Source organism: Streptomyces galbus (assembly GCF_005280195.1).
Lineage (GTDB): Bacteria > Actinomycetota > Actinomycetes > Streptomycetales > Streptomycetaceae > Streptomyces > Streptomyces galbus.
This window is the reverse complement of record NZ_SZPR01000010.1, coordinates 182,010-208,489: the sequence shown is the minus strand read 5'-3', so window position 1 is coordinate 208,489 and position 26,480 is coordinate 182,010. Positions and strand designations below refer to the sequence as shown.

The following is a 26,480-nucleotide window of genomic DNA, read 5'->3' as shown; positions in this document are numbered from 1 at the left end:
GGCGGACGACGATGACGGACCCCGACGACAGAGCCGCGCACCCCGACGACACATCCGCGGACCCCGGCGGAAGAAGCAGGGACTCCGGCGCCGCACTGCCGGACCCGGCCGCCGGCCGCACCGGCCCCCCGCCGCGGGCCGGTGCGCTCCGGGTGGAGACCCACGGGCTCGACGTCATCGCCGAGGGCGAGCGCAAGGGCAGTCCGCGCACGCTGTTCTGGCCCTGGTTCGGGGCCAACGTCTCGGTGTTCGGACTCAGTTACGGTGCCTTCGCCCTGGGCTTCGGCATCTCCTTCCGGCAGGCCCTGCTCGCCTCCGTGCTCGGCATCGTCTTCTCGTTCCTGCTGTGCGGCCTCGTCGCCGTCGCGGGCAAGCGCGGCTCCGCACCGACGATGGTCCTCAGCCGTGCCGCGTACGGCGTGCGCGGCAACCGGCTGCCCGCGGCGCTCTCCTGGATGCTCACCGTCGGCTGGGAGACGGTCCTCGTCGCCCTCGCCTCGCTCGCCACGGCCACCGTGTTCGACCGGCTCGGCTGGGGCGGCGGCACCGGCACGAAGATCGTCGCGCTGGTCGTGGTGGGCGCGCTCACCGTCGTCGGCGGGGTGATGGGCTTCGACCTGATCATGCGTCTGCAGACCGTCATCACCGTCATCACCGGCGTATTGACGCTCGTCTACGTCGCCCTCGCCGCCGGCCACGTCCACCTCGACGCGGTCACCGCGATCCCCGACGGCTCCGCCCAGGAGTTCGTCGGCGCGCTGGTGTTCCTGATGACCGGCTTCGGCCTCGGCTGGGTCAACGCGGCCGCGGACTACTCCCGTTACCTGCCGCGCTCCGCCTCCACCGCCGGCGTGATCGGCTGGACGACCTTCGGCGCGAGCGTCGCTCCGGTGCTGCTGACGGTGTTCGGCCTGCTGCTCGCCGGCTCCTCCGCACAGCTCTCCGCGGCCGTCGCCGCCGACCCGGTGGGCGCGCTCACGACGATCCTGCCGACCTGGTTCCTGGTGCCGTTCGCGGGGGTCGCGGTGCTCGGCCTGGTCGGCGGAGCGGTCCTCGACATCTACTCGTCCGGCCTCGCCCTGCTCTCCGCGGGGCTGCGCGTCCCGCGTCCGCTCGCCGCGCTCGTCGACGGCGTGCTGATGATCGCCGGGTCCGTGTACACCGTGTGCGTCGCCGACGACTTCCTCGGCCCGTTCACCGGCTTCCTGACCACCCTCGGCGTGCCCGTCGCCGCCTGGTGCGGCATCGTCCTCGCCGACCTCCTCCTGCGCCGCCGCGGCTACGACGAGGCCGACCTCTACCGGCCCCGCGGCCGCTACGGCGACGTCCCCGCCCTGCCGCTGCTGCTCACCCTCGCCGCCACCGCCCTCGGCTGGGGACTGGTCACCAACGCCTCCGCCGACTGGCTGACCTGGCAGGGCTACCTGCTCGGCCCCTTCGGCCTCGGCGGCAAGGACGGCTCCTGGGCCCACGCCAACCTCGGCGTCCTCACCGCCCTGGCCCTCGCCTTCCTCGGCACGCTCACCCTCGGCCGGCACCGGGTGCGCGCCCAGGAGGCGCGCGGCGCGGGGCAGGCGCCCGCTTGACCGGCGCCCAGGGCCGGGTCGCGTGGTCCCTCCGTGCACGCCCCGGCCGGGTGCTGACCTAGCGGGCGCCTGCCCCGCGCGGCGGCGCCGTGCTGGCGCGCACCACGAGCCGGGTCGGCACCAGCGTGGTGCCGCGTTCCGCGCCCTCGCCCCGCACCTTGCGCAGCGCGGCGCGGACGCAGAGCCGTCCCACCTTCGCGAAGTCCTGGTGGACGGTCGTCAGCGGGGGCGAGAAGTGCGCGGCCTCGGGGATGTCGTCGAAGCCGACCACGCTGACGTCCTCGGGGACGCGCCGGCCGTGTTCGTGCAGGGCGTGCTGCAGGCCGAGGGCCATCTGGTCGTTGGCCACGAAGACCGCGGTGCAGTCCTGGCGCCGCGCGAGTTCCCGTCCCGCCCGGTAGCCGGACTCCGTCGACCAGTCGCCCTGGATCAGCGGCGGCGGGACACGTCCGGCCTCGGTGAGCACCGCGCGCCAGGCGTCGGTGCGGCGCTGGGCGGCGAAAGAGTCCTCGGGGCCGGCGAGGTGCCAGACGGTGTCGTGCCCGAGGTCGAGGAGGTGCTGGACCGCCGCGCGGGTGCCGCCGGCCTGGTCGGTGTCGACCACGGTGTAGCGGTCGCCGGCGTCGGAGTCGACGACCACCACCTGCACGTGCGGGGGCAGGGTGATCGTCGCCGCGTCGAGGAGGTGGACCTCCATGATGACGATCACCGCGTCGACGGCGAGTTCCTCCAGCCGGGAGAAGGCGCCGCGCACCTCGTCCTGGGTGGGCACGGCGACCGGCAGCAGCGTGACCGCGTACCCCTCCTGCGCCGCCGAGGTGGCGATCGCTTCCAGGGTGCGCACGTTGCCGGTCGTGGCGAGCGTGAACGTGATGACGCCGATGGTGCGGAACTCGCCGCGCTTGAGTGCGCGGGCCGCGCTGTTGGGGCGGTAGCCGAGTTCCTTCATCGCGGCGAGCACCGCGCGGCGGGTCTCCTCGTTCACCCCGGCGTAGCCGTTGGACACCCGGGAGACCGTCTGGGAGGAGACACCGGCGAGCCGGGCCACGTCCGCCATGGAGGCGGTGCGCGGGCCGCGGCGGGAGCGTCCGCGGCCGTCGGCCGTGGTCGTGCCCTCGGTGCCGGCGGAGGCCGCGGCGGCACCGGAGCCGTATGGGTCCGACGAACGTGTCCTAGCCATGTCCACTGGCCGTCAGCCGCCTTCCGTCGTGGTCCGAGTGACGGTTCACCATGGCGGAGCACTCGACCGCCACTGATGCCGCAGTCTTGCAGGCGTCAGAGGATGTTTACGTAAACATAACACTGCCGGGATCTCGCGGGACAAGTGCGTCACGACCCCTGCCGCCCCTACGGCCCATGACGGCGGGGGAGTTGGGTGAGCGGGCGACCGCAGGCAAGTGCCTCCTCCCGTCCGCCCCGCCGCTTCGCGCACACCGGAACCCTTGACCGGTGTCACCCGGCGGGGGTAGACATGCCGCCGTCGGATGTTTACGTAAACATAACAGCGCGGAGTCGCGCCGCGACGTCACGCTCACGTAGGCCCCGCGGGCCTCGGGCCCTGGACCCGAGCCGGTCCACCGCCGCTTGCTCCACCACCCCGAAAGTGCGAGGAACGACATGACAACGCTGCACCCGCCGGCGGCTGCCGCGCCGCAGCTGGCACCACCCCCGACCAGACGGGACCGTCGCTCCTGGGCGGGCTGGGGCTTCCTCGCCCCGTTCGTGATCGTCTTCGCCCTGGTCTTCCTCGCGCCCATCGCCTATTCGCTCTACCTGAGCCTCTTCCGTGACCGGCTCATCGGCGGCACCACGTTCGTCGGCCTCGACAACTACACGGCGGCCCTGCAGGACGAGAACTTCTGGGCGTCGCTCGGCCGGGTCTCCCTCTTCCTGTGCGTCCAGGTGCCGGTCATGCTCGGCATAGCCCTGCTCGTGGCGCTCGCGCTCGACAGCGGACGCCTCTACGGCAAGAGCTTCTTCCGGATCTCGATCTTCCTGCCCTACGCGGTGCCGGCCGTGGTCGCCACCCTCATGTGGGGCTTCATGTACGGCACCCGCTTCGGCCTGGTCGGCGACATCGACGACGCCTTCGGCCTGTCGCTGCCCGACCCGCTCTCCCCGGGGCTCGTCCTCGCCTCCATCGGCAACATCGTGACCTGGGAGTTCGTCGGCTACAACATGCTGATCTTCTACTCGGCGCTGCGGGTGATCCCGCAGTCCCTCTACGAGGCGGCCGAGATCGACGGCGCCGGGCAGATCCGCGTCATCACCGCCATCAAACTGCCGGCCATCCGCGGCGCCCTCGTCATCGCCACGATCTTCTCCATCATCGGCAGCTTCCAGCTCTTCAACGAGCCGAGCGTGCTGCAGAAGCTCGCCCCCAACGCCATCACCACGGACTACACCCCGAACTTCTACACGTACTCCCTGTCGTTCTCGGGCCAGCAGCAGAACTACTCCGCGACGGTCGCCCTGGTCATGGGCGTGATCACCATGGTCATCGCCTACGTCGTCCAACTGCGCGGCATGCGCAAGGGAGCGTGAGGCAGTCATGACAGTCACCACCACCGGCGCCTCGTCCGGCACCGCGACCCGCAGGACGCGTCCCGTCAAGGCCGTGCCGCGCCTGCGCTCCGCCCGGCGCCGCCCCGCGGCCGGCCGGCCCCGGCGCAGTGTCCTGCTGACCGTGCTCACCTCCCTGGTGCTGCTCTACAGCCTGGTGCCCCTGCTCTGGCTGGTCATCAGCGCGACCAAGACCCAGGAGGGGCTGTCCCGTTCCTCCGGTCTCTGGTTCGACGGCGACTTCGCCCTGTGGGGCAACATCACCGAGACGTTCACCTACCACGACGGCGTCTTCACCCGCTGGCTGCTCAACACCGTGCTCTACGTGGTGGTGGGCGCCGGCGGCGCCACCTTCCTCGCGGTGCTCGGCGGGTACGCGCTGGCCAAGTTCGCCTTCCCCGGGCGCCGTGCCGTCTTCGCCGTGGTCATCGGAGCCGTCGCCGTACCGGGGACCGCGCTGGCGGTGCCGACCTTCCTGATGTTCAGCAACCTGGGACTCACCAACACCCCGTGGGCCGTGATCATCCCCTCCTTGATCTCGCCCTTCGGCCTGTACCTGATGTGGGTGTTCGCGGGCGAGGCCATCCCGGCGGAGCTGCTGGAGGCGGCCCGCATGGACGGCGCGAGCGAGATCCGGGTCTTCTTCCAGGTGGCCCTGCCGCTGCTGGCACCCGGCATCGTCACCGTCTCGCTGTTCACCATGGTCGCCACCTGGAACAACTACTTCCTGCCGCTGATCATGATCAAGGATCCCGACTGGTACCCGCTCACCCTCGGCCTCAACAGCTGGAACGCGCAGGCGGCGACCGCCGGCGGCCAGCCCGTCTTCAACCTGGTCATCACCGGCTCTCTGATCACCATCGTCCCGCTGATCGCCGCGTTCCTGTTGCTCCAGAAGTACTGGCAGTCGGGACTGGCCGCGGGCAGCGTCAAGGAATGAGCCGCACCCGGCCCGCCCGCACCCGGCTCGACCCCTCCTCGTCCTCCTCCTCTCACCCTCCCGTCCTTCGACCCTCACCCGCCGGTGCTCCGGCAAGAAGTGGAAGTACGTCCATGCCCAAGCACTCCCGCCGCCTGCTGGGCGGCATCGGCCTCCTGACCGCCCTGGCCCTCGGCGCCACCGCCTGCGGCGGCTCCGGCGACGGCGGTTCGGACGCGAAGAAGTCCGTCTCCGCGGCCGACGTCCAGGCCGCCCTGAAGAAGGGCGGCACCCTCACGGTCTGGGCGTGGGAGCCCACGCTCAAGCAGGTGGCCGCCGATTTCGAGAAGGAGCACCCCGGCGTCAAGGTCGACCTGGTCAACGCGGGCACCGGCAACGACCAGTACAAGGCGCTGCAGAACGCCATGTCCGCCAAGAAGGGCGTGCCCGACGTCGCGCAGGTCGAGTACTACGCCATGGGGCAGTACGCGCTGACCAAGCAGCTCACCGACCTCAAGGGCTTCGGCGCCGACAAGCTCTCCGCGTCCTTCTCCCCGGGCCCCTGGAACGGCGTGAAGGCCGGCGGCGACGGCATCTACGGCCTGCCCATGGACTCCGGCCCCATGGCGCTGTTCTACAACAAGAAGGTCTTCGACAAGTACAAGATCAAGGTGCCCACCACCTGGGACGAGTACCTGGCCGCGGCCCGCACCCTGCACACCGCGGACCCGAAGGCGTACATCACCAACGACACCGGCGACGCGGGCTTCACCACCAGCATGCTGTGGCAGGCCGGTTCACGCCCCTACAAGGTCGACGGCACCAAGGTGAAGATCGACTTCGCGGACGCGGGCGCCGAGAAGTACACCGGGACCTGGCAGAAGCTCCTCGACGACAAGCTGCTCGCGCCCGTCACCAGCTGGTCCGACGAGTGGTACAAGGGCCTCGGCGACGGCACCATCGCGACCCTCGCCATCGGCGCCTGGATGCCCGCCAACCTCGCCTCCGGCGTCAAGAACGCCGCCGGTGACTGGCGCGTCGCCCCGCTGCCGCAGTGGACGGCCGGCGCCCACGCGAGCGCGGAGAACGGCGGCAGCGCCCTCACCCTGCCCGAACTCGGCAAGAACGAGGCACTGGCCTACGCGTTCGTCGAGTACGCCAACGCCGGCAAGGGCGTCGCCACCCGCGTCCAGGGCGGGGCCTTCCCGGCGACCGTCGCGCAGCTGAACTCCCCGGCCTTCCAGAACACCGCCTTCCCGTACTTCGGCGGACAGCAGGCCAACAAGATCTTCGCCGAGTCCGCCGCGAACGTCGCCGACGACTGGTCGTACCTGCCCTACCAGGTCTACGCCAACTCCATCTTCAACGACACCGTCGGCAAGGCCTACGTGTCGCACACCAAGCTGGCCGACGGCCTGAAGACCTGGCAGGACGCCTCCGTCAAGTACGGCACCGAGCAGGGCTTCACCGTCGAGAAGTGACCGCCGGCGGAGCAGGACTCCACCGCGAGAAGTGACCGCCGCGCGGCGTGCCCGGCTCCGGGCCGCCCGCGGCCCCCTCCCGGAAGGACCACCATGATCTCCACCCTCCTGTCCCGGATGCACGGGACGGACGGTGACCGCACCCCCCGCCTCCTCTACGGCGCCGACTACAACCCCGAGCAGTGGCCCCGCTCCGTCTGGCAGGACGACGTACGCCTGATGCGCGAGGCCGGCGTCAACGTCGTGTCCGTGGGCATCTTCTCCTGGGCCAGCCTCCAACCCGCCCCGGATGCATGGGACTTCGGCTGGCTCGACGAGGTCATGGACCTCCTCCACGAGGGCGGCGTCGGGGTCGACCTGGCCACGGCCACCGCCTCCCCGCCGCCCTGGCTCACCACCGCCCACCCCGAGATCCTCCCGGTCACGTCCACCGGCGAGACCCTGTGGCCGGGAGCCCGCCAGCACTGGCGCCCCACCTCGCCCGTCTTCCGCCGCCACGCACTGCGCCTGGTGCGGGAGCTGGCCGCCCGGTACGCGGGCCACCCGGCGCTGGTCGCCTGGCACGTCAACAACGAGCTGGGCTGCCACAACGTCTACGACTACTCCGACGACGCCGCCCGCGCCTTCCGCGACTGGCTGCGCGCCCGCTACGGCACCCTGGAGGCGCTCAACCACGCCTGGGGCACCGCGTTCTGGTCGCAGCGCTACACCGAGTGGGAGCAGATCCTCCCGCCGCGGCTGGCCGCCTCGCACCCCAACCCCACCCAGCAACTGGACTTCAAGCGCTTCTCCTCCGACGCGCTGAAGGACCACCTGCGCGCCGAGCGGGAGATCCTGCGGGAGATCACCCCCGACGTCCCCGTCACCACCAACTTCATGGTGATGGGCGGCACGAAGGGCATGGACTACCCGGACTGGGCCGCGGAGATCGACTTCGTCTCCAACGACCACTACGTCCGCCCGGGCCCCCAGGACCGCGACGAGCTGTCCTTCTCCGCCAACCTCACCAGCGGCATCAGCGCCGGCCGGCCCTGGTTCCTGATGGAGCACTCCACCAGCGCCGTCAACTGGCAGCCCGTCAACGTGGCCAAGCGGCCCGGCGACCTGGCCCGCGACTCGCTGCTGCACGTCGCGCACGGGGCCGACGCGGTCTGCTTCTTCCAGTGGCGGCAGTCCGCGGCCGGCGCGGAGAAGTACCACTCCGCGATGGTGCCGCACGCCGGTGAGGACAGCGACCTGTTCCGCGCGGTCCGCGACCTCGGCGCCACCCTGAAGGCGCTCGCGCCCCTCGCCGGCAGCGAACGCGAGGCCGCTCCCGTCGGCATCCTCTACGACTGGCAGTCGTGGTGGGCGAGCGAGCAGGACTCCCACCCCACCTCCCTGCTCGACTACCGGCAGGAGGCACTCGACTGGTACTCCGCCTTCCTCGCCCTCGGCGTCCGCGCGGACCTCGTCACCCGGCACGGCGACCTCAACCGCCACCAGGTGCTGGTCGCCCCGGTGCTGCACGTGGTCCCGGCCGACCTCGCCGAGGCCCTCACCCGCTACACCGACCAGGGCGGCCACCTCGTCACCACCTACTTCTCGGGCATCGTCGACGAGAACGACCACGTGTGGCTCGGCGGCTACCCGGGAGCCCTGCGCGACCTGCTCGGCATCCGCATCGAGGAGTTCGGACCCCTCGTCGCCGGGGACGAGGTCACCCTGGACGGGCCGGCGACCGGCACGCTGTGGACCGACCGGATCACCGTCACGGCCCCCGACACCGAGGTCCTCGCCCACTACCGCTCCGGCACGTATCGGGGACGCCCCGCCGTCACCCGCCGCCCGACGGGCGGCGGTTCGGCCACCTACGTCTCCACCCGGCTCGGGACGCGGGGCCTCACCTCGCTCCTGCCGCGCCTGCTGGAGCCGGCCGGCGTGCGCAGCGACCTGCCCGCCGAGGCCCGCGGACTCGTCGAGACGACCGTGCGCCGCGGCCCCGACGCCCGCTTCCGCTTCCTCGTCAACCGCACCGACGACACGGTCACCGTGCCCGGCCTCACCGGTGACGCCCTGCTCGGCACCCTCGCCGCCGACGGCACCCTCACGCTCGCCCCGCGGGCCGTCGCCGTACTGCGCCAGCCGCTCGCCTGACCCACCCCGCCCGCTCGCCCGTGGGGACGCACGGCCTCCTCACGGGCGCCGCCCTCCTGCCCCGACGCGGGCGGGAGGGCCCATCTCAGCGCGACCACCCTCCAGTCGGGAGCACACCGATGGCACGCAGCACCCGCAGCAGACGACTGCTCACCTCCGCCGGCCTCACCGCCCTGGCCACCGCGGCCGCCCTGGTCTCCGCACCGGGTCCCGCCCGGGCCGCGGACGTCCCCTCCGTCACGGTCCGGCTCGACCCCTCCTACCGGCAGCAGCCGTTCGAGGGCTGGGGCACCAGCCTGGCCTGGTTCGCCGACGTCACCGGCGGCTACCCGCCCCGGATCCGGGAGAAGCTCGCCTCCCTCCTCTTCGACGACGACGGCCTCGGCCTGAACATCGCCCGCTACAACATCGGCGGCGGCAACGCCCCCGACGTCGAGGACTACCTGCGGGCCGGCGGGGCCGTCCAGGGCTGGTGGAAGGCCCCCGACGGCACCACCCGGACGGACACCGACTGGTGGAGCGCCGACGACCCCGCCGACTGGAACGAGAAGGCCGACGCCACCCAGCGCTGGTGGGTCGACCGCATCAAGAACGACATCACCCACTGGGAGACCTTCAGCAACTCCCCGCCCTGGTTCATGACGGTCTCCGGCTACGTCTCCGGCGGCTTCGACGCCACCGCCGACCAGCTCAAGGCCGAGTCGGTCGACGACTACGCCGCCTACCTGGCCGGCGCCACCCGGCGGCTGGAGCAGGCGCACGGCATCAAGGTGAAGACCGTCGACCCCTTCAACGAGCCCAACACCCCCTACTGGAGCACCCGCCTGGGCACCGACGGCCAACCGGTCGGCGGCCGCCAGGAGGGCGCCCACATGAGCCCCGCGCTGCAGCGCAAGGTGCTCCAGGCACTCGCACCTGCCCTGCGCACGGCGAAGACCAAGGCGCAGATCTCGGCGATGGACGAGACCAACCCCTCGACCTTCGCGCAGAACTGGAGCGCCTACACCGCCCAGGACCGCGCCCTCGTCGGCCAGATGAACGTCCACACCTACGGCACCGGACAGCGCACCACCGTCCGCGACCTCGCCAAGGCCGCGGACAAGAAGCTGTGGATGAGCGAGGTCGAGGGCGACTGGGGCGACGGACAGAGCTTCACGGACATGCGCCCCGGCCTCGGACTCGCCCAGCACATCGTCGACGACCTGCGCGAACTGGAGCCGCGGGCCTGGGTGTTCTGGCAGCCGGTCGAGGACGAGGACAACATGAAGCCCGGCGGCGAGTCCGCCAAGGGCGGCAACTGGGGAGAGATCCAGGTCCCCTTCAGCTGCACCGCCGCGGACACCCTCGCCACCTGCCCGGTCCGCACCAACACCAAGTTCGACACGGCACGCAACTTCACCCACTTCATCAAGCCCGGTGACCGCCTGATCAAGGTCGACGACACCTCCAGCGCGGCCGCCGTGTCCAAGGACGGCAAGGGCGCCTCCCTGGTGCACGTCAACAGCACCACGAGCCCGCGCAGCGTCACCCTCGACCTGACGAAGTTCCGCAGCATCAGCCGGGGTGCCACCGTGACGCCCGTCGTCACCAGCGCCGACGGCAAGCTCGCCGTGCGGGACGCGGTGAAGGTCGAGGACGGCCGGGCCACGGTCACCGTGCCCGCCCGGTCCGTGACCTCCTTCGTCGTCAAGGGCGTGTCCGGCGTCGCGCAGGACGCCCCGCTGCTGCGTACCGGCCACACCTACACCCTCACCGGCGTGCAGAGCGGCAAGGCGGTCACCGTGGCCGGCGACGGCACCGGCCTCGTCATCGGCACGCCCAGCGGCTCGACGGCCCAGCAGTGGCGGCTGAGCCGGGTGGGCCCCGGCCGCGGCAGCGAGGCCCGGTACGTCCTCACCAGCGCCGTGGACGGCAAGCGCCTGGCGGTCCGCGACGACGTCCCGGTCGCCGAACCCGACACCGGCCGGCGCGACGCGGCGGCCGAATGGATCGCCTCGACCACGGGCGACGGCACTTGGACGCTGATCAACGCCGCGAGCGGGCGGCTGCTGGAGGTCGGGGGACAAGCGACCGGCGAGGGAGCGGCGGTCACCACCTGGCCGCCCAACTCCGGCGCCAACCAGCGCTGGGCGATCAGGGACGTGACCGCGTCCGCCGCCGGTAGCTAGCCCCTGCCGCACCCGGCCCGTCAGGCGCTGACCGTACGGGGTGAGCGAGCGGGGGACCGGCGGCGGTCCGGCGGAATGATCCGTGCCGTGCCGGGTACGCGAGGCCGGATGACATCCGGACGGCCTGGTTCCGGACCCGGCCGCCGGACCGCCTCCACCAGGGAAGACCCGCCATGGACACACCCGCCAACAACTTCTCCCCCGCCCGGCGGGCGCTGGACGCGCTGGCCAGGGACGCCGAGGACCCCGCCGCACTGGACACACTCGCCCACAGCGAGGTGCTCGTACCGGTGCCCGACGACACCACCGACGAGGACGCCTCGGACCCGACGGCGGTCGCGCTGCCGGTGCTGGAGCAGCCCGGCAGCGCGCCCGTCGTGCCGGTCTTCACCTCCGAGGGGGAGATGACCGAGCTGCTGCCGTACGTCTCCCGCTACCGGCTGATCCCACTGGGCGCCCTCGCCGAGCAGTGGCCGGAGGGCGAGCTGTCGCTCACCATCGACGCGGCCGGCGACCACGGGCTGACCCTCACCTCGGAGGGAGTGCGGACCCTCCTGGTGCGCTGACCTCCGCCAGGACCGGCCGGTCAGGGCGCCGGGGGCCGGTCCCGCAGCGTGCGCTCCAGGACGCCGCGCTGCAGGGGCAGCACCTCGTCGTGCAGTTCGCGGCCCCTGCGGGTGAGGGCGACCCACACCCCGCGCCGGTCCTCCGCGCACACCGAGCGCTGCACCAGGCCCTCCTTCTCCAGGCGGCCGATCAGCCGCGACAGCGCGCTCTGGCTGAGGTGCACCCGCCCGACCAGGTTCTGCACCCGGCACTGGTCGCCCTCGCGGGGCGTCTCGGAGGCGAGGATGTCGAGCACCTCGAAGTCGCTCGCCCCGAGGCCGTGCGGGTGCAGCACACGGTCGATCTCGCACATGGTGCGCGCGTGCACCGACAGGATGTCCCGCCACTGATCCTCGAGGCCCGCCCCGGCCGTCGTTGCTCCCATACACCCGACGGTAACACCGTTCCCCACACTTGTTGAGTGTGCAACTAGTGCGGGTGCAAGAGAACTGAGGGACCGGTTCCGCCCGGCTCAGGCGACCGGGTCCTGGAGCAGCCCGACCAGGTTGCCGTCGGTGTCCTTCACCGACGCGATCAGCCGGCCGTTGCCCACGTCCTGGGCGTCCTGCAGCAGCTCCGCGCCGCCCTCCAGCAGCGCCGCCAGCCGGTCCCTGAGGTCGGTGACGTGCCAGTAGGGGACCGGCCCCGTCATGCCCTTGGCGTGCCCGTTGGGGTCGAGGCCCACGTCCTGCCCGGCAGCCTTGAAACCGACGTAGTACGGCTCGTCCGCGTACGGCTCGACACCGAGCAGCGCGCGGAACAGCTCCCGGGCGCGGTCGCGGTCCTTGACGGGGTAGATGATCGTCTGAACGCCGGTGGTGGTCATCGCCTGCTCCTTCGTCCCTGCGGGAACCGGCCGCGGCGGCCGGTGGTCCCCACGCTAGGCAGAGCACCCCCGAGCCCGCTTCTCCGATCCTGACCGCTCGCCCGGCACGGGCATGGGCACCGGCTCCTTGGCTCCGGCGGCCGCGGCTCAGGTCGAGTCGCGCAGGACCAGCTCCGTCGGCAGGATCACCGCCGCCGGCTCCTCGCCCGCGATCTGCGCCAGCAGCAGCCGCACCATCTCCGCGCTGATGCGGTCGTAGGGCTGGCGGACCGTCGTCAGGGCGGGGGTCGCCTCCGTCGCCGCCGTGGAGTCGTCGAAGCCGCCACGGACACGTCAGCACGGCGCGACCGGCGCCGCACGGCCGGCGCCGCACAGCCGGCCCGGCACCCGGGGCCCGACCGCACCGGCGGCCGGGCCCCGGGTGTCTCCGCCGCCCCTCGCCGTCCCGCCCCGCCCGTCCTGTCCCGGCCAAGGCGGTGCGAGTACCGGACACCGTGGCGTCCGCTGCGCCAGAGTGGGAGCGACGCGGCAGCAGCGACCCGTCGTACGGGACGGAGGGACCACGATGCTGAGCACTCCCGTCGGGCGACGACGCCTGCTCATCCTGGAGTTGCTGAAGGACCCGGCCCGGCACTTCCCGCCGCGGCGGCACGCCGACCCCGCGGCGGACGGGGTCACCGCGGCCGCCGTCGCCGCCCGGCTGGGCGTGGACCGCGCGGTCGCCGACGCCCACCTCTCCCTCCTCGCGGCCCTCGGCCTGCTGCGCACCAAGCGCATCCGCTGCCGCACCCACTACCGGCGCGACGAGGTCCGCATCGCCGAGGTGGCCCGCATGTTCGAGAAGGGCTGGTAGGGCCCGGGCGGAAAACACCCCGTCCGCGACGACGACCACCCCCGACAGGAAGGCCCGACACCCATGGACCGTCCCACGCCCCTCGTCCCGCTCCGCTACGTGGCCCTCGGCGGCACCGGCCCCGAGGACGTCGTCGCCGACCCCGAGGGGCGGGTGTTCACCGGCGTGGCGGACGGACGCGTCCTGCGGATCGACGGCCTGGACGACCCGGCCACGGCCCGGGTGGTGCGCGTCGGGCAGACGGGCGGCCGCCCCCTGGGCCTGGAACTCCTGCCCGACGGCGACCTGCTGGTGTGCGACTCCTACGGCGCCCTGCTGCGCCTGGACCCGCGTACGGGCCGGACCCGGGTGCTCGCCGAGGAGGCGGCGGGGGAGCCGCTGCGGTTCTGCAGCAACGCCGTCGCCCTGCCCGACGGCACCGTGTACGTCACCGTCTCCAGCCGCGCGCACCCCCTGCGGGACTGGATCGGCGACCTCGTCGAGCACACCGGCACCGGGCGCCTGCTGCGCCTCGGCCCCGACGACAAGGAGCCGGAAGTCGCCCTGGACGGGCTGCAGTTCGCCAACGGGCTCGCGGTCAGCGGCGACGGCCGCGCCCTGGTCGTCGCCGAGACCGGCGCCCGCCGCCTGACCCGCTTCCGTCTCACCGGACCCGGGGCCGGGCGTGCCGAACCCCTGGTCGAGGACCTCCCCGGCTACCCCGACAACCTGTGGCGCGCCTCCGGTGGCCCCGTCTGGGTGGCGCTGGCCGGTCCCCGGGTGCCGCCGCTGGACCTGCTGCACCGCGCGGGCCCCTCGGCCCGGCGCCGCGCCGCCGCCGCCGCCCTGCGCGCCCCCTACCGCCCCTCCGGCACGGTCGCCGTCCTCGCGGTCGACGACGAGGGCCGGACCGTCCGCCACCTGCGCCGCCGCCGCTCCGGCTACCGCATGGTCACCAGCGTCTGCGAGGCCGCCGGCCACCTGGTCCTCGGCAGCCTCACGGAACCCGGCGTCGCGGTCTGCGAGCTGCCGCCCACCCCCTGACCGGCGGCCAGGCCTTAGGTCGTGTCCGCAAAGTCGCGTCGTCCGCCCGGAGGGCGGGCCCTGCGGCGTCCGGTGCGTGCTCTCGGCGTGCCGGGCGTCGGGGGGCAGGCGGGACTTTGCGGACACGGCCTAGGCTGGTGCCCGGCCGCGATCACCTCCGTCAGGTGGGCGGAACCGGCCGGGCAGGAGACGTACCGCATGACAGCGCAGGAAGCCGAGGGTGTGCGTACCGCCGTGCCCCGGCGCCCCGGCAGGGGGCAGCTCCCCGTGGTCGGTGTGGTGGCCGTCGGGGGAGGCCTCGGCGCGCTCGCCCGTCATGCCGCCGCCCAGGGGTGGCCCACGGCGCAGGGCGGATTCCCCTGGACCACCTTCTGGGTGAACGTCGTCGGCTGCGCCGTCATCGGGGTGTTCCTGGTGCTGATCACCGAGGTGCTGACCGCCCACCGCCTGGTGCGCCCGTTCTTCGGCACGGGGGTGCTCGGCGGGTTCACCACCTTCTCGACGTACGCCGTCGACCTCCAGCGGCTGTTCGACACGGGTCACCCGCGCACCGCCCTGGCCTACCTCGCCGCGACCCCGCTCGCGGCGCTCACGGCGGTGTGGCTCGCGGCCACGGCGACCCGCCGCGTCCTGCTCCGGAGGCCACGATGAGCGCACTCACCGGCCGGGCCCTGCGGCTGACGGTCCTCGTCGGGGAGAACGACACCGTGCACCGCCGGCCCCTGTACGCGGAGGTCGTGCACCGCGCCCACGCGGCGGGGCTCGCCGGGGCGAGCGTCTTCCGGGGCATCGAGGGCTTCGGCGCCTCTTCGCGGATCCACACCTCGCGGCTGCTGTCGCTCGCCGAGGACCTGCCGGTCGCGGTGGTCGTCGTCGACACCGAGGAGCGCGTCCGCGCCTTCCTGCCCCAGCTCGACGAACTGCTCACGGACGGTCTGGTGACCGTCGAGGAGTGCGAGGTCGTCCTGCACCGCACCTCCCGCCGGGCACCCGGGCGTGCCACTCCCGCCGCCGGCCACCGCGGTGACGAAGCGGACGGAACGGACACGAAGGGTAAGAACTCGTTGTGAACTGGCTGGTGGTCGTCGCCGGGGGCATGATCGGCGCCCCGCTGCGCTATCTCACCGACCGCGCGGTGCAGTCCCGCCACGACTCGGTCTTCCCCTGGGGCACCTTCGTGGTCAACGCCGTCGGCTGCCTGGTGCTGGGCGTGCTGACCGGCGCCGCCCCGGGCCCCGACCTGCGGCTGTTCCTGGGCACCGGGCTGTGCGGGGCGCTGACGACGTACTCGACGTTCTCCTACGAGACCCTGCGGCTGGCCGAGACCGGCGCGGGCCTGGCCGCCGCCGTCAACGTCGTGGCGAGCGTGACCGTCGGTCTCGGCGCGGCGTTCGCGGGGGTCTGGCTCGGACAGGCGGCCTGAACGCGGGGGCGTCGGCACGCACCCGCGCCTGGTAGGACTGTCTACTGCACTGTCGTCGACCCGCAGAACTGGACCCCATGAGCGCCATCTCCGTCGGCCAAGCCGTCATCCTGGGAGCCGTCGAGGGAGTGACCGAGTTCCTCCCCGTCTCCTCCACCGGCCATCTGAAGATCACCGAAGGTCTGATGGGCATCCCGGTCGACGACGACGCCGTCGTCGGGTTCTCGGCCGTCATCCAGGTCGGCGCGATCGCCGCCGTGCTCGTGTACTTCTTCAAGGACATCGTGCGGATCGTCTCCGCCTGGGGCCGGGGCCTCAGGCACAAGGAGGAGCGCTACCACCACGACTACAAGTTCGCCTGGTGGGTGATCGCCGCGACCGTCCCGATCGTCGTGGTGGGCCTGGCCGCCAAGCCCCTCATCGAGGGTCCGCTCGCCTCGCTGTGGGTGGTGGCGGGCTCGCTGATCGTGGGGTCCGGCGTGATGTGGGCCGCCGACCAGATGGGCCGCCACAAGCGCGGTGAGGACGACACCTCGTTCAAGGACGCGATGCTGGTCGGCAGCTCCCAGATCCTCGCGCTGCTCTTCCCGGGCTTCTCCCGCTCCGGCGCCACCATGTCCACCGCGCTCGTCCTCGACCTGGACCGGGTGGCCGCCACCCGGCTGTCGTTCTTCCTCGGCATCCCCGCCCTGACCGGGGCCGGCCTGTACGAGCTGAAGGACGCCCTCGGCACGGGCGTGGGCGCGGCCCCGCTGGCCGTCGGCACGGTCGTCTCCTTCGTGGTCGCCTACGCGTCCATCGCCTGGCTGCTGAAGTTCGTCGCCAAGCACTCCTTCAACGCCTTCGTGATCTACCGCCTGGTGGTCGGCGCCCTGCTCTTCGGTCTGCTGGGCGCGGGCGTCCTCGACGGCTGACCCGCCCGGTCCCTCGTCTCCCAGGGGCGTGCCACCGCCTTGCCGGTGGCACGCCCCTCACGCGTCCCGTGCCGCGCTGTCGTCCCGCCGCTTGACAGCACCGGCCGCCGCCACGGACCATCTCTCCCGTGAACCTGTCAGACAGCCAGACAGGTGGGTCCGGGCCGCGGCGCGTCAGCGCCATGGAAGCCGTCCTCACCCACCTGCGCGGTGCCATCGAGCGCGGCCAGTACGCCGTGGGGGACAAGCTCCCCTCCGAGGCCGAGCTGTGCCGCACCCTCGAGGTGTCGCGGCCCGTGCTGCGCGAGGCCCTGCGCGCCCTGCAGACCATGGGTCTGACCGTCTCCCGGACCGGCAAGGGCACCTTCGTGGTCGCCCAGGCCGTCGAGGACCCCACCTTCGGCGACTACGCCGCCAGCGACCTGCTGGAGGTGCGCCGCCACGTGGAGATCCCGGTCGCCGGGTACGCCGCCCTGCGCCGCACCCCGGAGAACCTGGACCACCTGGCCCACCTCCTGGACCGCATGGAGCGCGAGACCGACACCACCGCGTGGGTCGCGATGGACACCCTCTTCCACCTCGCCGTCGCCGAGGCCGCCCAGAACCCGGTCTTCCGCCGCGTCATCGAGGAGATCCGCGACGCCCTGGCGCGCCAGTCGGCCTTCCTCAACGAGCTGGGCGGCCGGCGCGAGCAGTCCAACCGGGAGCACCGGGCCATCGTGGAGGCCCTGGTCGACGGCTCCGAGCACGACGCCGTCCAGGCGATGAGCCACCACCTCGACCGGGTCGAGACGACCCTCACCGACATCGTGCGCTCCCCGCGCGCGACCCCCGCCCCGGACGGCGGTCCCACGACGTGAGCGAGCGACACCCCGGGACGAGACCCGCCCCCGGCGCCCCCACGCCGATGCCGTCCACGGCACCTGCCCGCCCGGGCCGGCGCGCCACCCCCGCGCCGCGCCCCCTTCCGTCCGCCCACCAGTGATCCAGGCAGTGATGTACACCAGCTCCCTCGCCGACGCCCCCGTCATCCGCGAACCCCTGCACGTGCCCGTCGCCCGGCTCGTCCGCGGCGGGGTGACCGAGGGCCTCCACCACGGTTCCGTCGTCGTCCTCGACGCCGACGGCCGGGTCGCCCTCCAGCTCGGCGACATCGAGGCCGCCTTCTACCCGCGGTCCGCCCTCAAGCCCGTCCAGGCCGTCGCCATGGTGCGGGCCGGGCTGCCCCTGGAGGGCGAGCTGCTCTCGCTCGCCGCCGCCAGCCACTCCGGCGAGGAACGCCACCTCGCCGGCGCCCGCCGCATCCTCGCCCTGGCCGGACTCACCGAGGACCACCTGCGCAACGTGCCCGACCTGCCGTACGGCCAGGGCGTCCGCGACACCTGGCTGCGCGAGGGCCGGCCGCCCTCCCGCCTCGCGCAGAACTGCTCCGGCAAGCACGCCGCCATGCTGTACACCTGCGCGCTGAACGGCTGGCCGCTGGAGGGCTACCTCGACCCCGGCCACCCGCTGCAGCAGGCGATCGCCGAGATCGTCGAGGACCTCACCGGCCAGCGGATCGCCCGGGTGAGCGTCGACGGCTGCGGCGCGCCCCTGTTCGCCGTGTCCCTGCACGGCCTGGCCCGGGCCGCCGCCCGCATCACCACCGGCGCCCCCGGCACCCCCGAGGCCCGCGTCGCCGACGCCGTGCGCGAGCACGCCGAGATGGCCTCCGGCGCCGGGCGCGACGTCGCCGCGCTGATGCGGGCCGTGCCCGGACTGCTCGCCAAGGACGGCTTCGAGGGCGTCGAGGTGGCCGCGCTGCCCGACGGACGGGCCGTCGCCGTGAAGATCTCCGACGGGGCGGACCGGGCCCGCGTCCCGGTGGCCGCCGCCGCCCTGGCCCGCGCCGGCGTCGACCCGGCCCTGCTCACCGCCTTCGCCGGGATGCCGCTGCTCGGCGGCGGCCGGCCGGTGGGCTCCGTACGGCCGGTGGCCGCCCTCGACCCCGACGGCCCCGCCCCTGTCGCAGACGGCCCCGCCCCGGCCGCCGCCCGCGCGTAGCGCCCCACCCTCCTGTCGGGCCGCCCGGCCCCTCCGCACCTCAGAAAGAGGACCGTTCCCCCATGAGCGCGCTCACCCGCAGCGAACACGACCTGCTGGGCCACCGTGACGTCCCCGCCGAGGCGTACTGGGGTGTCCACACCCTGCGCGCCACCGAGAACTTCCCCATCACCGGCACCCCGATCTCCGCGTACCCGCACCTGATCGACGCCCTCGCCGCCGTGAAGGAGGCCGCGGCGCTCGCCAACGAGGAACTCGGGCTGCTGGAGCCGCGCAAGGCCGCGGCCATCGTCGAGGCGTGCCGGGAGATCCGGGCGGGCAAGCTGCACGACCAGTTCGTCGTGGACGTCGTCCAGGGCGGCGCCGGCACCTCCACCAACATGAACGCCAACGAGGTCGTCGCCAACCGGGCGCTGGAGCTGCTGGGCCACCGCAAGGGCGAGTACCGCCACCTGCACCCCAACGAGGACGTCAACCTCGGCCAGTCCACCAACGACGTGTACCCCACGGCCGTCAAGGTCGCGACGGTGTTCGCGGTGCGCGGGCTGCTCAAGGCGATGGCCGTGCTGCAGGACGCCTTCGCCCGCAAGGCCGTCGAGTTCCGCGACGTGCTCAAGATGGGCCGCACGCAGCTCCAGGACGCGGTGCCCATGACGCTCGGCCAGGAGTTCTCCGCGTACGCCGTCATGCTGGACGAGGACCGGCTGCGGCTCGCCGAGGCCGTCGAGCTGATCCACGAGATCAACCTCGGCGCCACCGCCATCGGCACCGGCCTCAACGCCCCCGCCGGTTACGCCGAGGCGGCCCGCCGCCACCTCGCCGCGATCACCGGGCTGCCCCTGGTCACCGCGGCCAACCTCGTCGAAGCCACCCAGGACTGCGGCGCGTTCGTGCAGATGTCCGGCGTGCTCAAGCGGATCGCGGTCAAGCTGTCCAAGAGCTGCAACGACCTGCGCCTGCTGTCCTCCGGCCCGCGCGCCGGCCTGGGCGAGATCAACCTGCCGCCGGTGCAGGCCGGTTCGTCCATCATGCCGGGCAAGGTCAACCCGGTGATCCCGGAGGTCGTCAACCAGGTCGCCTTCGAGGTCATCGGCAACGACGTCACCATCACGATGGCCGCGGAGGCGGGCCAGCTCCAGCTCAACGCCTTCGAGCCGATCATCCTGCACTCCCTGTCGGAGTCCCTCACCCATCTGCGCGCCGCCTGCCTCACGCTCGCCGAGCGCTGCGTGTCCGGCATCACCGCCAACACCCGGGCACTTCGGGCGTCGGTGGAGAACTCCATAGGCCTGGTCACCGCCCTCAACCCGCACATCGGCTACGAGGCGGCCACCGAGATCGCCAAGGAGGCCCTCGCCACCGGCCGCGGGGTCGCCGAACTCGTCCTGGAGAAGGGCCTGCTGCCCGCCGACCGGCTGGCGGACCTGCTGCGCCCCGAGGTGCTGGCGGGCACCGGCTCACCGCTCCCCGGTACCGGCTCACCCTTCCCGGGCAGCGCCTCGTCCGCTCCCGGCGGCGCCCCCGCCACCGGCCGCCGCTGACCCGTCGCCCCCGCCGCACCCGCGCGCCGGGACCGGCCCGGAGGCACAATGGCGATCATGACCACGACGTCGTCCCTCGCCTTCCAGCCGGTCCTGGAGCGCATCGCCGAGGAGATCGAGCGCACCCCCGGCCGCGGCCGCCCCGCCGACTACATCCCGGCGCTCGCCGCCTGCGACCCGCGCCGCTTCGGCATGGCCGTCGCGGAACTCGACGGCACGGTGTACGGCGTGGGCGACTGGCGGCAGCCGTTCTCGGCGCAGTCCATCACCAAGGTCTTCACGCTGGCCCTGGACCTGGCCCGCGAGGGCGACTCCCTGTGGGAGCACGTGGGCCGCGAGCCCTCCGGCAACCCGTTCAACTCTCTGGTGCAGCTGGAGTACGAGAACGGCATCCCGCGCAACCCGTTCATCAACGCGGGCGCCCTGGTCGTCACCGACCGCCTGCACAGCCGTACCGGCGACGCGGCCGGCGAACTGCTGGCGTTCCTGCGCTCCGAGAGCGGCAACCCCGCGCTCGGCTTCGACCAGGAGGTGGCCGCCTCCGAGTCGGCGCACGGCGCCCGCAACGCCGCCCTCGCCCATTTCATGGCCTCCTACGGCAACATCACCACCCCCGTGCCGGTGCTGCTCGACCAGTACTTCCGCCAGTGCTCCGTCGCGGCCTCCTGCGCCGACCTCGCGCTGGCGACCACGTTCCTGGCCCGGCACGGCATCCGCTCCGACGGCTCCCGGCTCCTGAGCCGCAGCCAGGCCAAGCAGGTCAACGCGATCATGCTGACCTGCGGTACCTACGACGCGGCCGGCGACTTCGCCTACCGCGTCGGGCTGCCCGGCAAGAGCGGCGTCGGCGGCGGCGTCATCGCCGTCGTACCCGGCCGCTGCACCCTGTGCGTGTGGAGCCCGGGCCTGGACGAGCGCGGCAACTCGGTCGCCGGCGTCGCGGCCCTGGACCGCTTCACCACGCTCACCGGCCTGAGCGTGTTCTGAGCCGCCCGGCCCGCCGGGCGGGCACGCCGCGGTCACGCACCGGCCGTCGGACCGCTGGGGAGACGTCGCTCTCCGGCCACCCGCCCTCGTCACACTGGCCGCGTGCCGGCCATGATGCGTCCCGTCGCTCTCCGCCGCTGCCAGGTCCTCGGCCTGGGCGGCACCGCGTGTCTCGCACTGGGCGGCGAGACGGCCGGTGCCCTGCCCGCCCGCGAGCTCCTGGCCCCCTCCTCGCCCCGGGCCGCCCTCGGCCTGGTCGGCGTCTACTGCGGCCTGGTCCTGCTGACCGCGGCCTGGGCGCTGCTCGGCCGTCTGGTGGGCGGTGCCGACCGGCCGTCCCCCCGGGCGCTGACGCTGGTCCTCGCGGTCTGGGCGGCGCCGCTTCTCCTCGCGCCGCCGCTGTTCAGCCGCGACGTCTACAGCTACCTGGCGCAGGGCGCCATGGTCGACGCCCACCTGGACGTGTACGCCCACGGTCCCGCCCGGCTCGGCGGGCCCCTCGCGGACGAGGTCGCCCCGCTGTGGCAGCACACCGGCGCCCCCTACGGCCCGGTGTTCCTCGCGCTCGCGGCCGCCCTGTCGGGCCTCACCGGGGGCGAGCTCCCCGCCGGACTGCTCGGCATGCGCCTCGTCGCCCTGCTCGGGGTGGCCCTGATGGCCGCGGCGCTGCCCCGCCTGGCGCGGCAGTGCGGCGCGGACCCGTCCGCCGCGCTGTGGCTGGGCGTCCTGAACCCCCTGGTCCTGCTGCACCTGGTGGCAGGCGCCCACAACGACGCCCTGATGCTGGGCCTGCTCGGCGTCGGCCTGGTGGCCGCGCTCGGCCGCCGCCCGGCCCTCGGCACCGTCCTCGTCACGCTCGCCGCCCTGGTCAAGGCGCCCGCGGTCCTCGGTCTCGCCGCGGTCCTCGTCGTGCAGCTGCGGACCGGCCACCGTCCGGTCCCGGCCGTGCTGACGACCGTCGGGGCGGCCGCCGCCACCACGGTCGCGGCGACGGCGGTCGCGGGCACGGGCTACGGCTGGATCGGCGCGCTCGGCACCCCCGTGTCCGCGCAGAACTGGGCCCTCACCGGCCTCCTCGGTCGCGCCACCCGGGCCCTGCTGGAACACCTCGGCAGCGACCTCGCCCCGCTGGCCGTGCCCGCCTGGCACGCCCTCGGCCTCGTCGTCACCGCCGGTCTGCTGGCCGTCATCTGGTGGCGGCTGCGTCCGCGCCCGGTGTACGCGCTCGGCCTGAGCCTGGCCGCGGTCGCCGCGTTCGGCCCGGCGATCCGCCCCTGGTACGCCCTGTGGGGGCTGTTCCTCGTCGCCGCCGCCGCGCCCAGCACCTCCGTCCGCCACCGCACGGCGGCCGTGGCCGGCGTCCTGGCCCTGGCCGTGCTGCCCGACGGCGGTCCGGCCGGCGCCGACCAACTGGTCCTGGCCGTCTCGGGCGGGGCGCTCGCCGTGGTGGTGCTGTGGCAGGCCCGGCCGGCCGCGGGGCCCGCGGTGGCGGCGCGGCCGGCATGAGAGCGCCCCGCACCGTGCGCGGCCGGCTCGTGCTGGTCGCCGTCCTCGCCGCCGCCGTCACCGCCTTCACGGCGACCGTGCCGCTGCTGCGCGACTGGTTCGACCTGCGCGTCTACGACGGCGCCGTCGACGCCTGGGTCCACGGCGGCCGCCTCTACGACTACCGGGTCCCGGGCACCCCGTACGGCTTCACCTATCCGCCGTTCGCGGCGCTCGTCATGCTGCCCATGGCCCTGCTCGGCCTGGGGGCCGCCGTCGTCCTGTGCCTGCTGCTCGACGCGGCGGCCCTCGTGTGGGTGCTGCGGGTGCTGGCCGGGCCGTCCTGGCGTCGGCACGGCTGGTACGGGGCCGCCCTGGCCGCCTGCGCCCTCGCCCTGTACGAGCCGTTGCGCGACACCGTGAGCTTCGGGCAGGTGAACGTCCTGCTGCTGGCCCTGGTGCTGACCGACGCCTGGCTGCTGACGACCGGCCGCACCCGGTGGGCGGGCGTCGGCATCGGCCTCGCCGCGGCGGTCAAGCTGACCCCGGCCCTGTTCATCGGGCTGCTGCTCCTCGCCCGCCGCCCGCGCGCGGCCGCCCTGGCCACCGCGGTCGCCGCCGCGGCCACCGCGTCCGCCGCGCTGCTCGCCCCGGCCGCCTCGCGCTCCTACTGGACCGAGGCGCTGTGGGACACCGGCCGGGTGGGGCGCCCGGACTACGTCTCCAACCAGTCGCTCCAGGGCGTCCTGGCCCGTCTCGGCGTGGCGGGCCACACCGTGTGGGTGGTGTGCGCGCTGGCCGTGCTGGTCGTGTGGGCCCGCCGCTCGCGCCGGGCGGCGGCCGCGGGCGACTGGCCGGCGGCGTTCGCGCTGACCGGCCTGGCGGCCTGTCTGGTCAGCCCCGTCACCTGGGTGCACCACCTGGTGTGGCTGCTGCCGTCCTTCGCCGTCCTGCTCCGCGCCGGGCACCCGCGCGTGGCGGGCGCCCTGTACGCCGTGATGTGCACCAGCGTGGTGTGGCTGTGGGGCGAGGACGCCTCCGGCGTCGACGGCTTTATCGGCGCCAACACCTACACCTGGATCACCCTCGGACTGCTGCTCCTCCTGCCGGTCGATCAGGTGCCGGCGGAGCGGCGCAGCCGCCACCGCAGCCCCAGCGCGACGGCGGCGGCCCCCAGACAGGCGGCCCCCACGACGGCCACCGCGTCCGGCCACCCCGGACGGCCGTCCTCCTCCGCCGCGGCGGGGGCGACGACCGGGGTCGCCGGCACCGCGGCGGGCCCGGGCCCCGGTCTGGGCGGGGCGGGGCGGGAGGCGTCCAGCGACCCCACCGGATCGACGCGCCCGGCGGCGGCGAACCCCCAGTCCAGCAGCGCCCGCGCCTCCTCGTAGACCGCGAGGCCGCCGCCCGACCGGGGGTTCATCACCGTCACCACCAGCGTGCGCCCGTCCCGGCGGGCGGCGGCCACCAGGGTGTTCCCGGCCTGGCTGGTGTAGCCGTTCTTGATGCCGATCAGGCCCGGGTAGGGCGCGACCCCGTTCCCGGTCAGCAGCCGGTTGGTGTTGGCGATCGCGTACGAGCCCCCGCCGGCGCCGGGGAACTGCGCCTGCGCGGTCGCGCAGTACCGGGCGAAGTCCGCGTTGCGCAGCCCGGCGCGCCCGAACACCGCCAGGTCGTACGCCGACGAGACCTGTCCGGGCGTGTCGTACCCGTCGGGCGACAGCACGTGGGTGTCGAGCGCGCCGAGTTCCCGTGCTGTGGCCTGCATCCGCTCGGCCGCCGCCTGCCAGCCGCCGCTGAGCGCGGCGAGCACGTGCACGGCGTCGTTGCCGGAGTTGAGGAACACCCCGCGCCACAGGTCGGCGACCTCGTACGTGCGTCCCGGCGCGACCCCGACCAGGCTGCTGCCCGCGCCGATCCCGGCCAGCTCCTGCTCGCTGACCCGGTGCCGGATCCCGGCGGGCAGCGACGGCAGCACGGTGAGCGCGAAGAGCGTCTTGAGGGTGCTGGCGGGCGGCAGCGGGCGGTGCGCGTCGGAGGCGGCGAGCACGTCACCGCTGTCGGCGTCGGCCACCAGCCACGACAGCGCGGACAGCGCCGGGACCGCGGGCGCGCCCGGCCGGGGCCGGACCTGCACGCCGGGCATGTGGAGCAGTCCCGGCGCGGGCGCCGCCCCGGGTCCGCCGGGGTCCGCCGCGCGGGGGGTGGCGACCGCGGCCGGGCCGAGGGCGAGGACCCCGGCCGTGCAGAGCGCGCAGGCCGACACGGTGGTCCGGGACACGAACGACCGAGAAGAGAATCCGATCTTCATATGAGCAACGTAGAAACCGGCGCCCTCATCCCGGCGCTCCCCGTGCCGTACGCGCCCGGCGAGCACCCGGATGCCGCACGCACCACGGGCCGGGCGGGGACGCTATGCCGCCGGCAGGGTCGGCTGGATGCGTCGCAGGAACGTCGCGTTGTCCGGGCTCTGGCGCATCCGCTCCAGCAGGGTCTCCAGGTGGGCGTGGCCGTCACGGGTGCGCAGCGCCCGTCGCAGGCCCCGCACCGCGGTCAACTCGGCGGGGGACAGGAGGAGTTCCTCGCGACGGGTGCCGGAGGCGTCGATGTCGACGGCCGGGAAGACGCGCCGGGAGGCCGGTTCGCGGTCCAGGCGCAGCTCCATGTTGCCGGTGCCCTTGAGCTCCTCGAAGAAGAAGTCGTCGGCGCGTGAGCCGGTCTCCACGAGCGCCGTGGCGAGGACGGTGAGCGAGCCGCCCTCCTCGGCGGCGCGCGCGGCCCCGAAGAACCGCTTCGGCCCGAGCAGCGCGCCCGCGTCGACGCCGCCGCTGAGCGTCCGGCCCCCGGAGGCGGCCGCGTTGTTGTGGGCCCGGCACAGCCGGGTCAGGGAGTCCAGGAGGATCACGACGTCCTCCCCGGCCTCCACCAGCCGCTTGGCCCGCTCGATCACGAGGTCGGCGAGCGCGATGTGCTGCCGCGCGGACCGGTCGAAGGTCGAGGCGTACACCTCGCCGCGCACCGAGCGGCGCATGTCGGTGACCTCCTCGGGCCGTTCGTCGAGCAGCACGACCATCAGCCGGCACTCGGGGTGGTTCCCGGCGACGGCGGCGGCGAGCTGCTGGATCAGCACGGTCTTGCCGGTCTTGGGCGGGGCCACGAGCAGTCCGCGCTGGCCCTTGCCGACGGGCGCGAGCAGATCGGTGACGCGCCCGGCGAGCCCGGCGGCCGGGTGTTCCAGCCGCAGCCGCTCGCTCGGGTGCAGGGGCGTCAGGTCACGGAAGTGACGGCGGTCGCGCAGCGCCTGCGGGGTACGGCCGTCGACGCGGGTGACGTCGGTCAGCGCGCGCTGGTCGCCGCGCACGCCCTCCACCAGGTCGCCCTTGCGCAGCCCGTGACGGCGGATCAGGGCGGCGGGCACCGTGGGGTCGGCGGGGGAGGGCAGGCAGTCCGGGCCGCGCAGGTGCCCCTTGCCGTCGCCGTCGACGTCGAGGACGCCGGTGACGGTCCGGGCCGGGGGCCGCTGCTGGACGGGGGGACGTTCGAGTGTGGTGGTCATGGTGGTCGGTCCTTTCGAGGACGACGGACGGGGGAAGCTGCGCTGAGGGAGTTGCGCGGAAAGGGGAGGAGCCGCGGAGGGCGGAGGCCGGCCGGCGTGCGCGAAGAGGGCGACTGCCTGGCGTGACGGAAGGGCCTCCGGGCGGCGGGAACGGCACCCGGGTGCGCGACGGGCGTGAGCCCGGGATGCGGACGGAAAACCAAGAGCGTCGCGCAGAGGAGAAGTGCGACGGGGAGAAGATCCGCACCGACGCCCACGACGGGGCGTGCACAGGTGCTGACGGCAGCGTAGCACTCGCTGACCGTGCTGTGGGCGGAACACGGCGGGGAGCCGCCGTATTCCGGGACCGTCCGGACGGCCGGGGCGGCCGG

23 protein-coding genes and 2 pseudogenes are annotated in these 26,480 nt (G+C 73.8%); 19 read left to right on the top strand and 6 right to left on the bottom strand.

From position 1 onward, the window contains the following. The first annotated feature begins 11 nt into the window (after window positions 1-11). Window positions 12-1,586, top strand: a complete 1,575-nt coding sequence (locus E4U92_RS09270; protein ID WP_137299819.1) for a purine-cytosine permease family protein — start codon at window positions 12-14, stop codon at window positions 1,584-1,586. A 58-nt stretch (window positions 1,587-1,644) separates the two neighbouring features. On the opposite strand, the gene E4U92_RS09265 is transcribed toward E4U92_RS09270, so the two are convergent. Then, window positions 1,645-2,643 carry a LacI family DNA-binding transcriptional regulator gene (locus tag E4U92_RS09265; RefSeq protein ID WP_168725087.1) on the bottom strand — a complete coding sequence of 333 codons (999 nt, stop codon included), beginning with the start codon at window positions 2,641-2,643 and terminating at the stop codon, window positions 1,645-1,647. A 560-nt stretch (window positions 2,644-3,203) separates the two neighbouring features. On the opposite strand from E4U92_RS09265, the gene E4U92_RS09260 reads away from it, so the two are divergent. From E4U92_RS09260 to E4U92_RS09235, 6 genes are all read left to right on the top strand, one after another. Continuing rightward, window positions 3,204-4,130 carry a carbohydrate ABC transporter permease gene (locus tag E4U92_RS09260; protein ID WP_137299817.1) on the top strand — a complete coding sequence of 309 codons (927 nt, stop codon included), beginning with the start codon at window positions 3,204-3,206 and terminating at the stop codon, window positions 4,128-4,130. 7 nt (window positions 4,131-4,137) lie between these two features. Then, a complete protein-coding gene (locus E4U92_RS09255; RefSeq protein WP_137299816.1) occupies window positions 4,138-5,088 on the top strand; it encodes a carbohydrate ABC transporter permease in 951 nt (316 codons plus the stop codon). Between the two features lie 113 nt (window positions 5,089-5,201). Next, complete coding sequence (locus tag E4U92_RS09250; RefSeq protein ID WP_137299815.1) at window positions 5,202-6,548, top strand: ABC transporter substrate-binding protein; 1,347 nt, start codon at window positions 5,202-5,204, stop codon at window positions 6,546-6,548. A 93-nt stretch (window positions 6,549-6,641) separates the two neighbouring features. After that, a complete protein-coding gene (locus E4U92_RS09245) occupies window positions 6,642-8,684 on the top strand; it encodes a beta-galactosidase (RefSeq protein ID WP_137299814.1) in 2,043 nt (680 codons plus the stop codon). Window positions 8,685-8,803: 119 nt separating this feature from the next. Continuing rightward, window positions 8,804-10,852, top strand: coding sequence for an RICIN domain-containing protein (locus E4U92_RS09240; RefSeq protein ID WP_137299813.1), 2,049 nt, complete (start codon window positions 8,804-8,806; stop codon window positions 10,850-10,852). Between the two features lie 173 nt (window positions 10,853-11,025). After that, the gene (locus E4U92_RS09235) at window positions 11,026-11,418 is read left to right on the top strand and encodes an SseB family protein (RefSeq protein ID WP_137299812.1); all 393 of its coding nucleotides are present in this window, start codon (window positions 11,026-11,028) and stop codon (window positions 11,416-11,418) included. A 20-nt stretch (window positions 11,419-11,438) separates the two neighbouring features. Here E4U92_RS09235 and E4U92_RS09230 read toward each other — a convergent pair whose 3' ends face one another. From E4U92_RS09230 to E4U92_RS09220, 3 genes and pseudogenes are all read right to left on the bottom strand, one after another. After that, window positions 11,439-11,843 (bottom strand): MarR family winged helix-turn-helix transcriptional regulator, encoded by a 405-nt coding sequence (locus tag E4U92_RS09230; RefSeq protein WP_137299811.1) that lies wholly within the window; start codon window positions 11,841-11,843, stop codon window positions 11,439-11,441. 87 nt (window positions 11,844-11,930) lie between these two features. Continuing rightward, a complete protein-coding gene (locus E4U92_RS09225; protein ID WP_137299810.1) occupies window positions 11,931-12,284 on the bottom strand; it encodes a VOC family protein in 354 nt (117 codons plus the stop codon). A gap of 147 nt (window positions 12,285-12,431) precedes the next feature. Then, window positions 12,432-12,608 (bottom strand): annotated as a pseudogene (locus E4U92_RS09220) (substrate-binding domain-containing protein); the annotation flags it as partial. Between the two features lie 241 nt (window positions 12,609-12,849). On the opposite strand from E4U92_RS09220, the gene E4U92_RS09215 reads away from it, so the two are divergent. From E4U92_RS09215 to E4U92_RS37150, 12 genes are all read left to right on the top strand, one after another. Beyond that, on the top strand, window positions 12,850-13,137 hold the full coding sequence (locus E4U92_RS09215) for an ArsR family transcriptional regulator (RefSeq protein ID WP_137299809.1): 288 nt from the start codon (window positions 12,850-12,852) through the stop codon (window positions 13,135-13,137). 63 nt (window positions 13,138-13,200) lie between these two features. Beyond that, on the top strand, window positions 13,201-14,160 hold the full coding sequence (locus tag E4U92_RS09210; protein WP_137299808.1) for an SMP-30/gluconolactonase/LRE family protein: 960 nt from the start codon (window positions 13,201-13,203) through the stop codon (window positions 14,158-14,160). A gap of 198 nt (window positions 14,161-14,358) precedes the next feature. Beyond that, a complete protein-coding gene (locus tag E4U92_RS09205) occupies window positions 14,359-14,811 on the top strand; it encodes a fluoride efflux transporter FluC (protein WP_137299807.1) in 453 nt (150 codons plus the stop codon). Continuing rightward, window positions 14,808-15,230, top strand: coding sequence for a DUF190 domain-containing protein (locus E4U92_RS09200; protein ID WP_137299806.1), 423 nt, complete (start codon window positions 14,808-14,810; stop codon window positions 15,228-15,230). Before E4U92_RS09205 ends, E4U92_RS09200 begins: the two co-directional genes overlap by 4 nt. Next, window positions 15,227-15,583 (top strand): fluoride efflux transporter CrcB, encoded by a 357-nt coding sequence (gene crcB / locus E4U92_RS09195; protein ID WP_137299805.1) that lies wholly within the window; start codon window positions 15,227-15,229, stop codon window positions 15,581-15,583. The genes E4U92_RS09200 and crcB overlap by 4 nt, the downstream gene beginning before the upstream one ends. Before the next feature lie 77 nt (window positions 15,584-15,660). Next, window positions 15,661-16,497 (top strand): undecaprenyl-diphosphate phosphatase, encoded by an 837-nt coding sequence (locus E4U92_RS09190; protein WP_137299804.1) that lies wholly within the window; start codon window positions 15,661-15,663, stop codon window positions 16,495-16,497. 128 nt (window positions 16,498-16,625) lie between these two features. Continuing rightward, complete coding sequence (locus tag E4U92_RS09185; RefSeq protein WP_137299803.1) at window positions 16,626-17,357, top strand: FadR/GntR family transcriptional regulator; 732 nt, start codon at window positions 16,626-16,628, stop codon at window positions 17,355-17,357. Window positions 17,358-17,493: 136 nt separating this feature from the next. Next, entirely contained in the window at window positions 17,494-18,540 is a 1,047-nt protein-coding gene (locus tag E4U92_RS09180; protein ID WP_137299802.1) for an asparaginase, read from the top strand. Window positions 18,541-18,602: 62 nt separating this feature from the next. After that, complete coding sequence (gene aspA, locus E4U92_RS09175; protein WP_229862429.1) at window positions 18,603-20,081, top strand: aspartate ammonia-lyase; 1,479 nt, start codon at window positions 18,603-18,605, stop codon at window positions 20,079-20,081. Window positions 20,082-20,129: 48 nt separating this feature from the next. After that, window positions 20,130-21,068: a glutaminase gene (locus tag E4U92_RS09170; RefSeq protein WP_168725074.1), complete on the top strand. Its 939-nt coding sequence runs from the start codon at window positions 20,130-20,132 to the stop codon at window positions 21,066-21,068. A 111-nt stretch (window positions 21,069-21,179) separates the two neighbouring features. Continuing rightward, on the top strand, window positions 21,180-22,574 hold the full coding sequence (gene mptB, locus E4U92_RS09165) for a polyprenol phosphomannose-dependent alpha 1,6 mannosyltransferase MptB (protein WP_137300135.1): 1,395 nt from the start codon (window positions 21,180-21,182) through the stop codon (window positions 22,572-22,574). Beyond that, the gene (locus E4U92_RS37150) at window positions 22,571-23,944 is read left to right on the top strand and encodes a glycosyltransferase family 87 protein (protein WP_137299800.1); all 1,374 of its coding nucleotides are present in this window, start codon (window positions 22,571-22,573) and stop codon (window positions 23,942-23,944) included. Before mptB ends, E4U92_RS37150 begins: the two co-directional genes overlap by 4 nt. A gap of 83 nt (window positions 23,945-24,027) precedes the next feature. Here E4U92_RS37150 and E4U92_RS37145 read toward each other — a convergent pair. Both E4U92_RS37145 and rho read right to left on the bottom strand, forming a co-directional pair. After that, a pseudogene (locus tag E4U92_RS37145) lies at window positions 24,028-24,699 on the bottom strand (D-alanyl-D-alanine carboxypeptidase family protein); the annotation flags it as partial. A 267-nt stretch (window positions 24,700-24,966) separates the two neighbouring features. Then, on the bottom strand, window positions 24,967-26,109 hold the full coding sequence (gene rho, locus E4U92_RS09150; protein ID WP_137299798.1) for a transcription termination factor Rho: 1,143 nt from the start codon (window positions 26,107-26,109) through the stop codon (window positions 24,967-24,969). Between the last annotated feature and the right edge of the window lie 371 nt (window positions 26,110-26,480).

Bases quoted from the DNA above. Each gene is read 5' to 3' on its own strand.
- E4U92_RS09205 (WP_137299807.1), top strand. From the start codon at position 14,359: ATGACAGCGCAGGAAGCCGAGGGTGTGCGTACCGCCGTGCCCCGGCGC.
- E4U92_RS09265 (WP_168725087.1), bottom strand. From the start codon at position 2,643: ATGGCGGACGTGGCCCGGCTCGCCGGTGTCTCCTCCCAGACGGTCTCC.
- E4U92_RS09180 (WP_137299802.1), top strand. From the start codon at position 17,494: ATGTACACCAGCTCCCTCGCCGACGCCCCCGTCATCCGCGAACCCCTG.
- E4U92_RS09255 (WP_137299816.1), top strand. From the start codon at position 4,138: ATGACAGTCACCACCACCGGCGCCTCGTCCGGCACCGCGACCCGCAGG.
- E4U92_RS09250 (WP_137299815.1), top strand. From the start codon at position 5,202: ATGCCCAAGCACTCCCGCCGCCTGCTGGGCGGCATCGGCCTCCTGACC.
- E4U92_RS09235 (WP_137299812.1), top strand. From the start codon at position 11,026: ATGGACACACCCGCCAACAACTTCTCCCCCGCCCGGCGGGCGCTGGAC.
- E4U92_RS09245 (WP_137299814.1), top strand. From the start codon at position 6,642: ATGATCTCCACCCTCCTGTCCCGGATGCACGGGACGGACGGTGACCGC.
- rho (WP_137299798.1), bottom strand. From the start codon at position 26,109: ATGACCACCACACTCGAACGTCCCCCCGTCCAGCAGCGGCCCCCGGCC.
- mptB (WP_137300135.1), top strand. From the start codon at position 21,180: ATGATGCGTCCCGTCGCTCTCCGCCGCTGCCAGGTCCTCGGCCTGGGC.
- E4U92_RS37150 (WP_137299800.1), top strand. From the start codon at position 22,571: ATGAGAGCGCCCCGCACCGTGCGCGGCCGGCTCGTGCTGGTCGCCGTC.
- aspA (WP_229862429.1), top strand. From the start codon at position 18,603: ATGAGCGCGCTCACCCGCAGCGAACACGACCTGCTGGGCCACCGTGAC.
- E4U92_RS09190 (WP_137299804.1), top strand. From the start codon at position 15,661: ATGAGCGCCATCTCCGTCGGCCAAGCCGTCATCCTGGGAGCCGTCGAG.
- E4U92_RS09230 (WP_137299811.1), bottom strand. From the start codon at position 11,843: ATGGGAGCAACGACGGCCGGGGCGGGCCTCGAGGATCAGTGGCGGGAC.
- E4U92_RS09240 (WP_137299813.1), top strand. From the start codon at position 8,804: ATGGCACGCAGCACCCGCAGCAGACGACTGCTCACCTCCGCCGGCCTC.
- E4U92_RS09215 (WP_137299809.1), top strand. From the start codon at position 12,850: ATGCTGAGCACTCCCGTCGGGCGACGACGCCTGCTCATCCTGGAGTTG.
- E4U92_RS09170 (WP_168725074.1), top strand. From the start codon at position 20,130: ATGGCGATCATGACCACGACGTCGTCCCTCGCCTTCCAGCCGGTCCTG.
- E4U92_RS09200 (WP_137299806.1), top strand. From the start codon at position 14,808: ATGAGCGCACTCACCGGCCGGGCCCTGCGGCTGACGGTCCTCGTCGGG.
- E4U92_RS09210 (WP_137299808.1), top strand. From the start codon at position 13,201: ATGGACCGTCCCACGCCCCTCGTCCCGCTCCGCTACGTGGCCCTCGGC.
- E4U92_RS09260 (WP_137299817.1), top strand. From the start codon at position 3,204: ATGACAACGCTGCACCCGCCGGCGGCTGCCGCGCCGCAGCTGGCACCA.
- E4U92_RS09225 (WP_137299810.1), bottom strand. From the start codon at position 12,284: ATGACCACCACCGGCGTTCAGACGATCATCTACCCCGTCAAGGACCGC.
- E4U92_RS09270 (WP_137299819.1), top strand. From the start codon at position 12: ATGACGGACCCCGACGACAGAGCCGCGCACCCCGACGACACATCCGCG.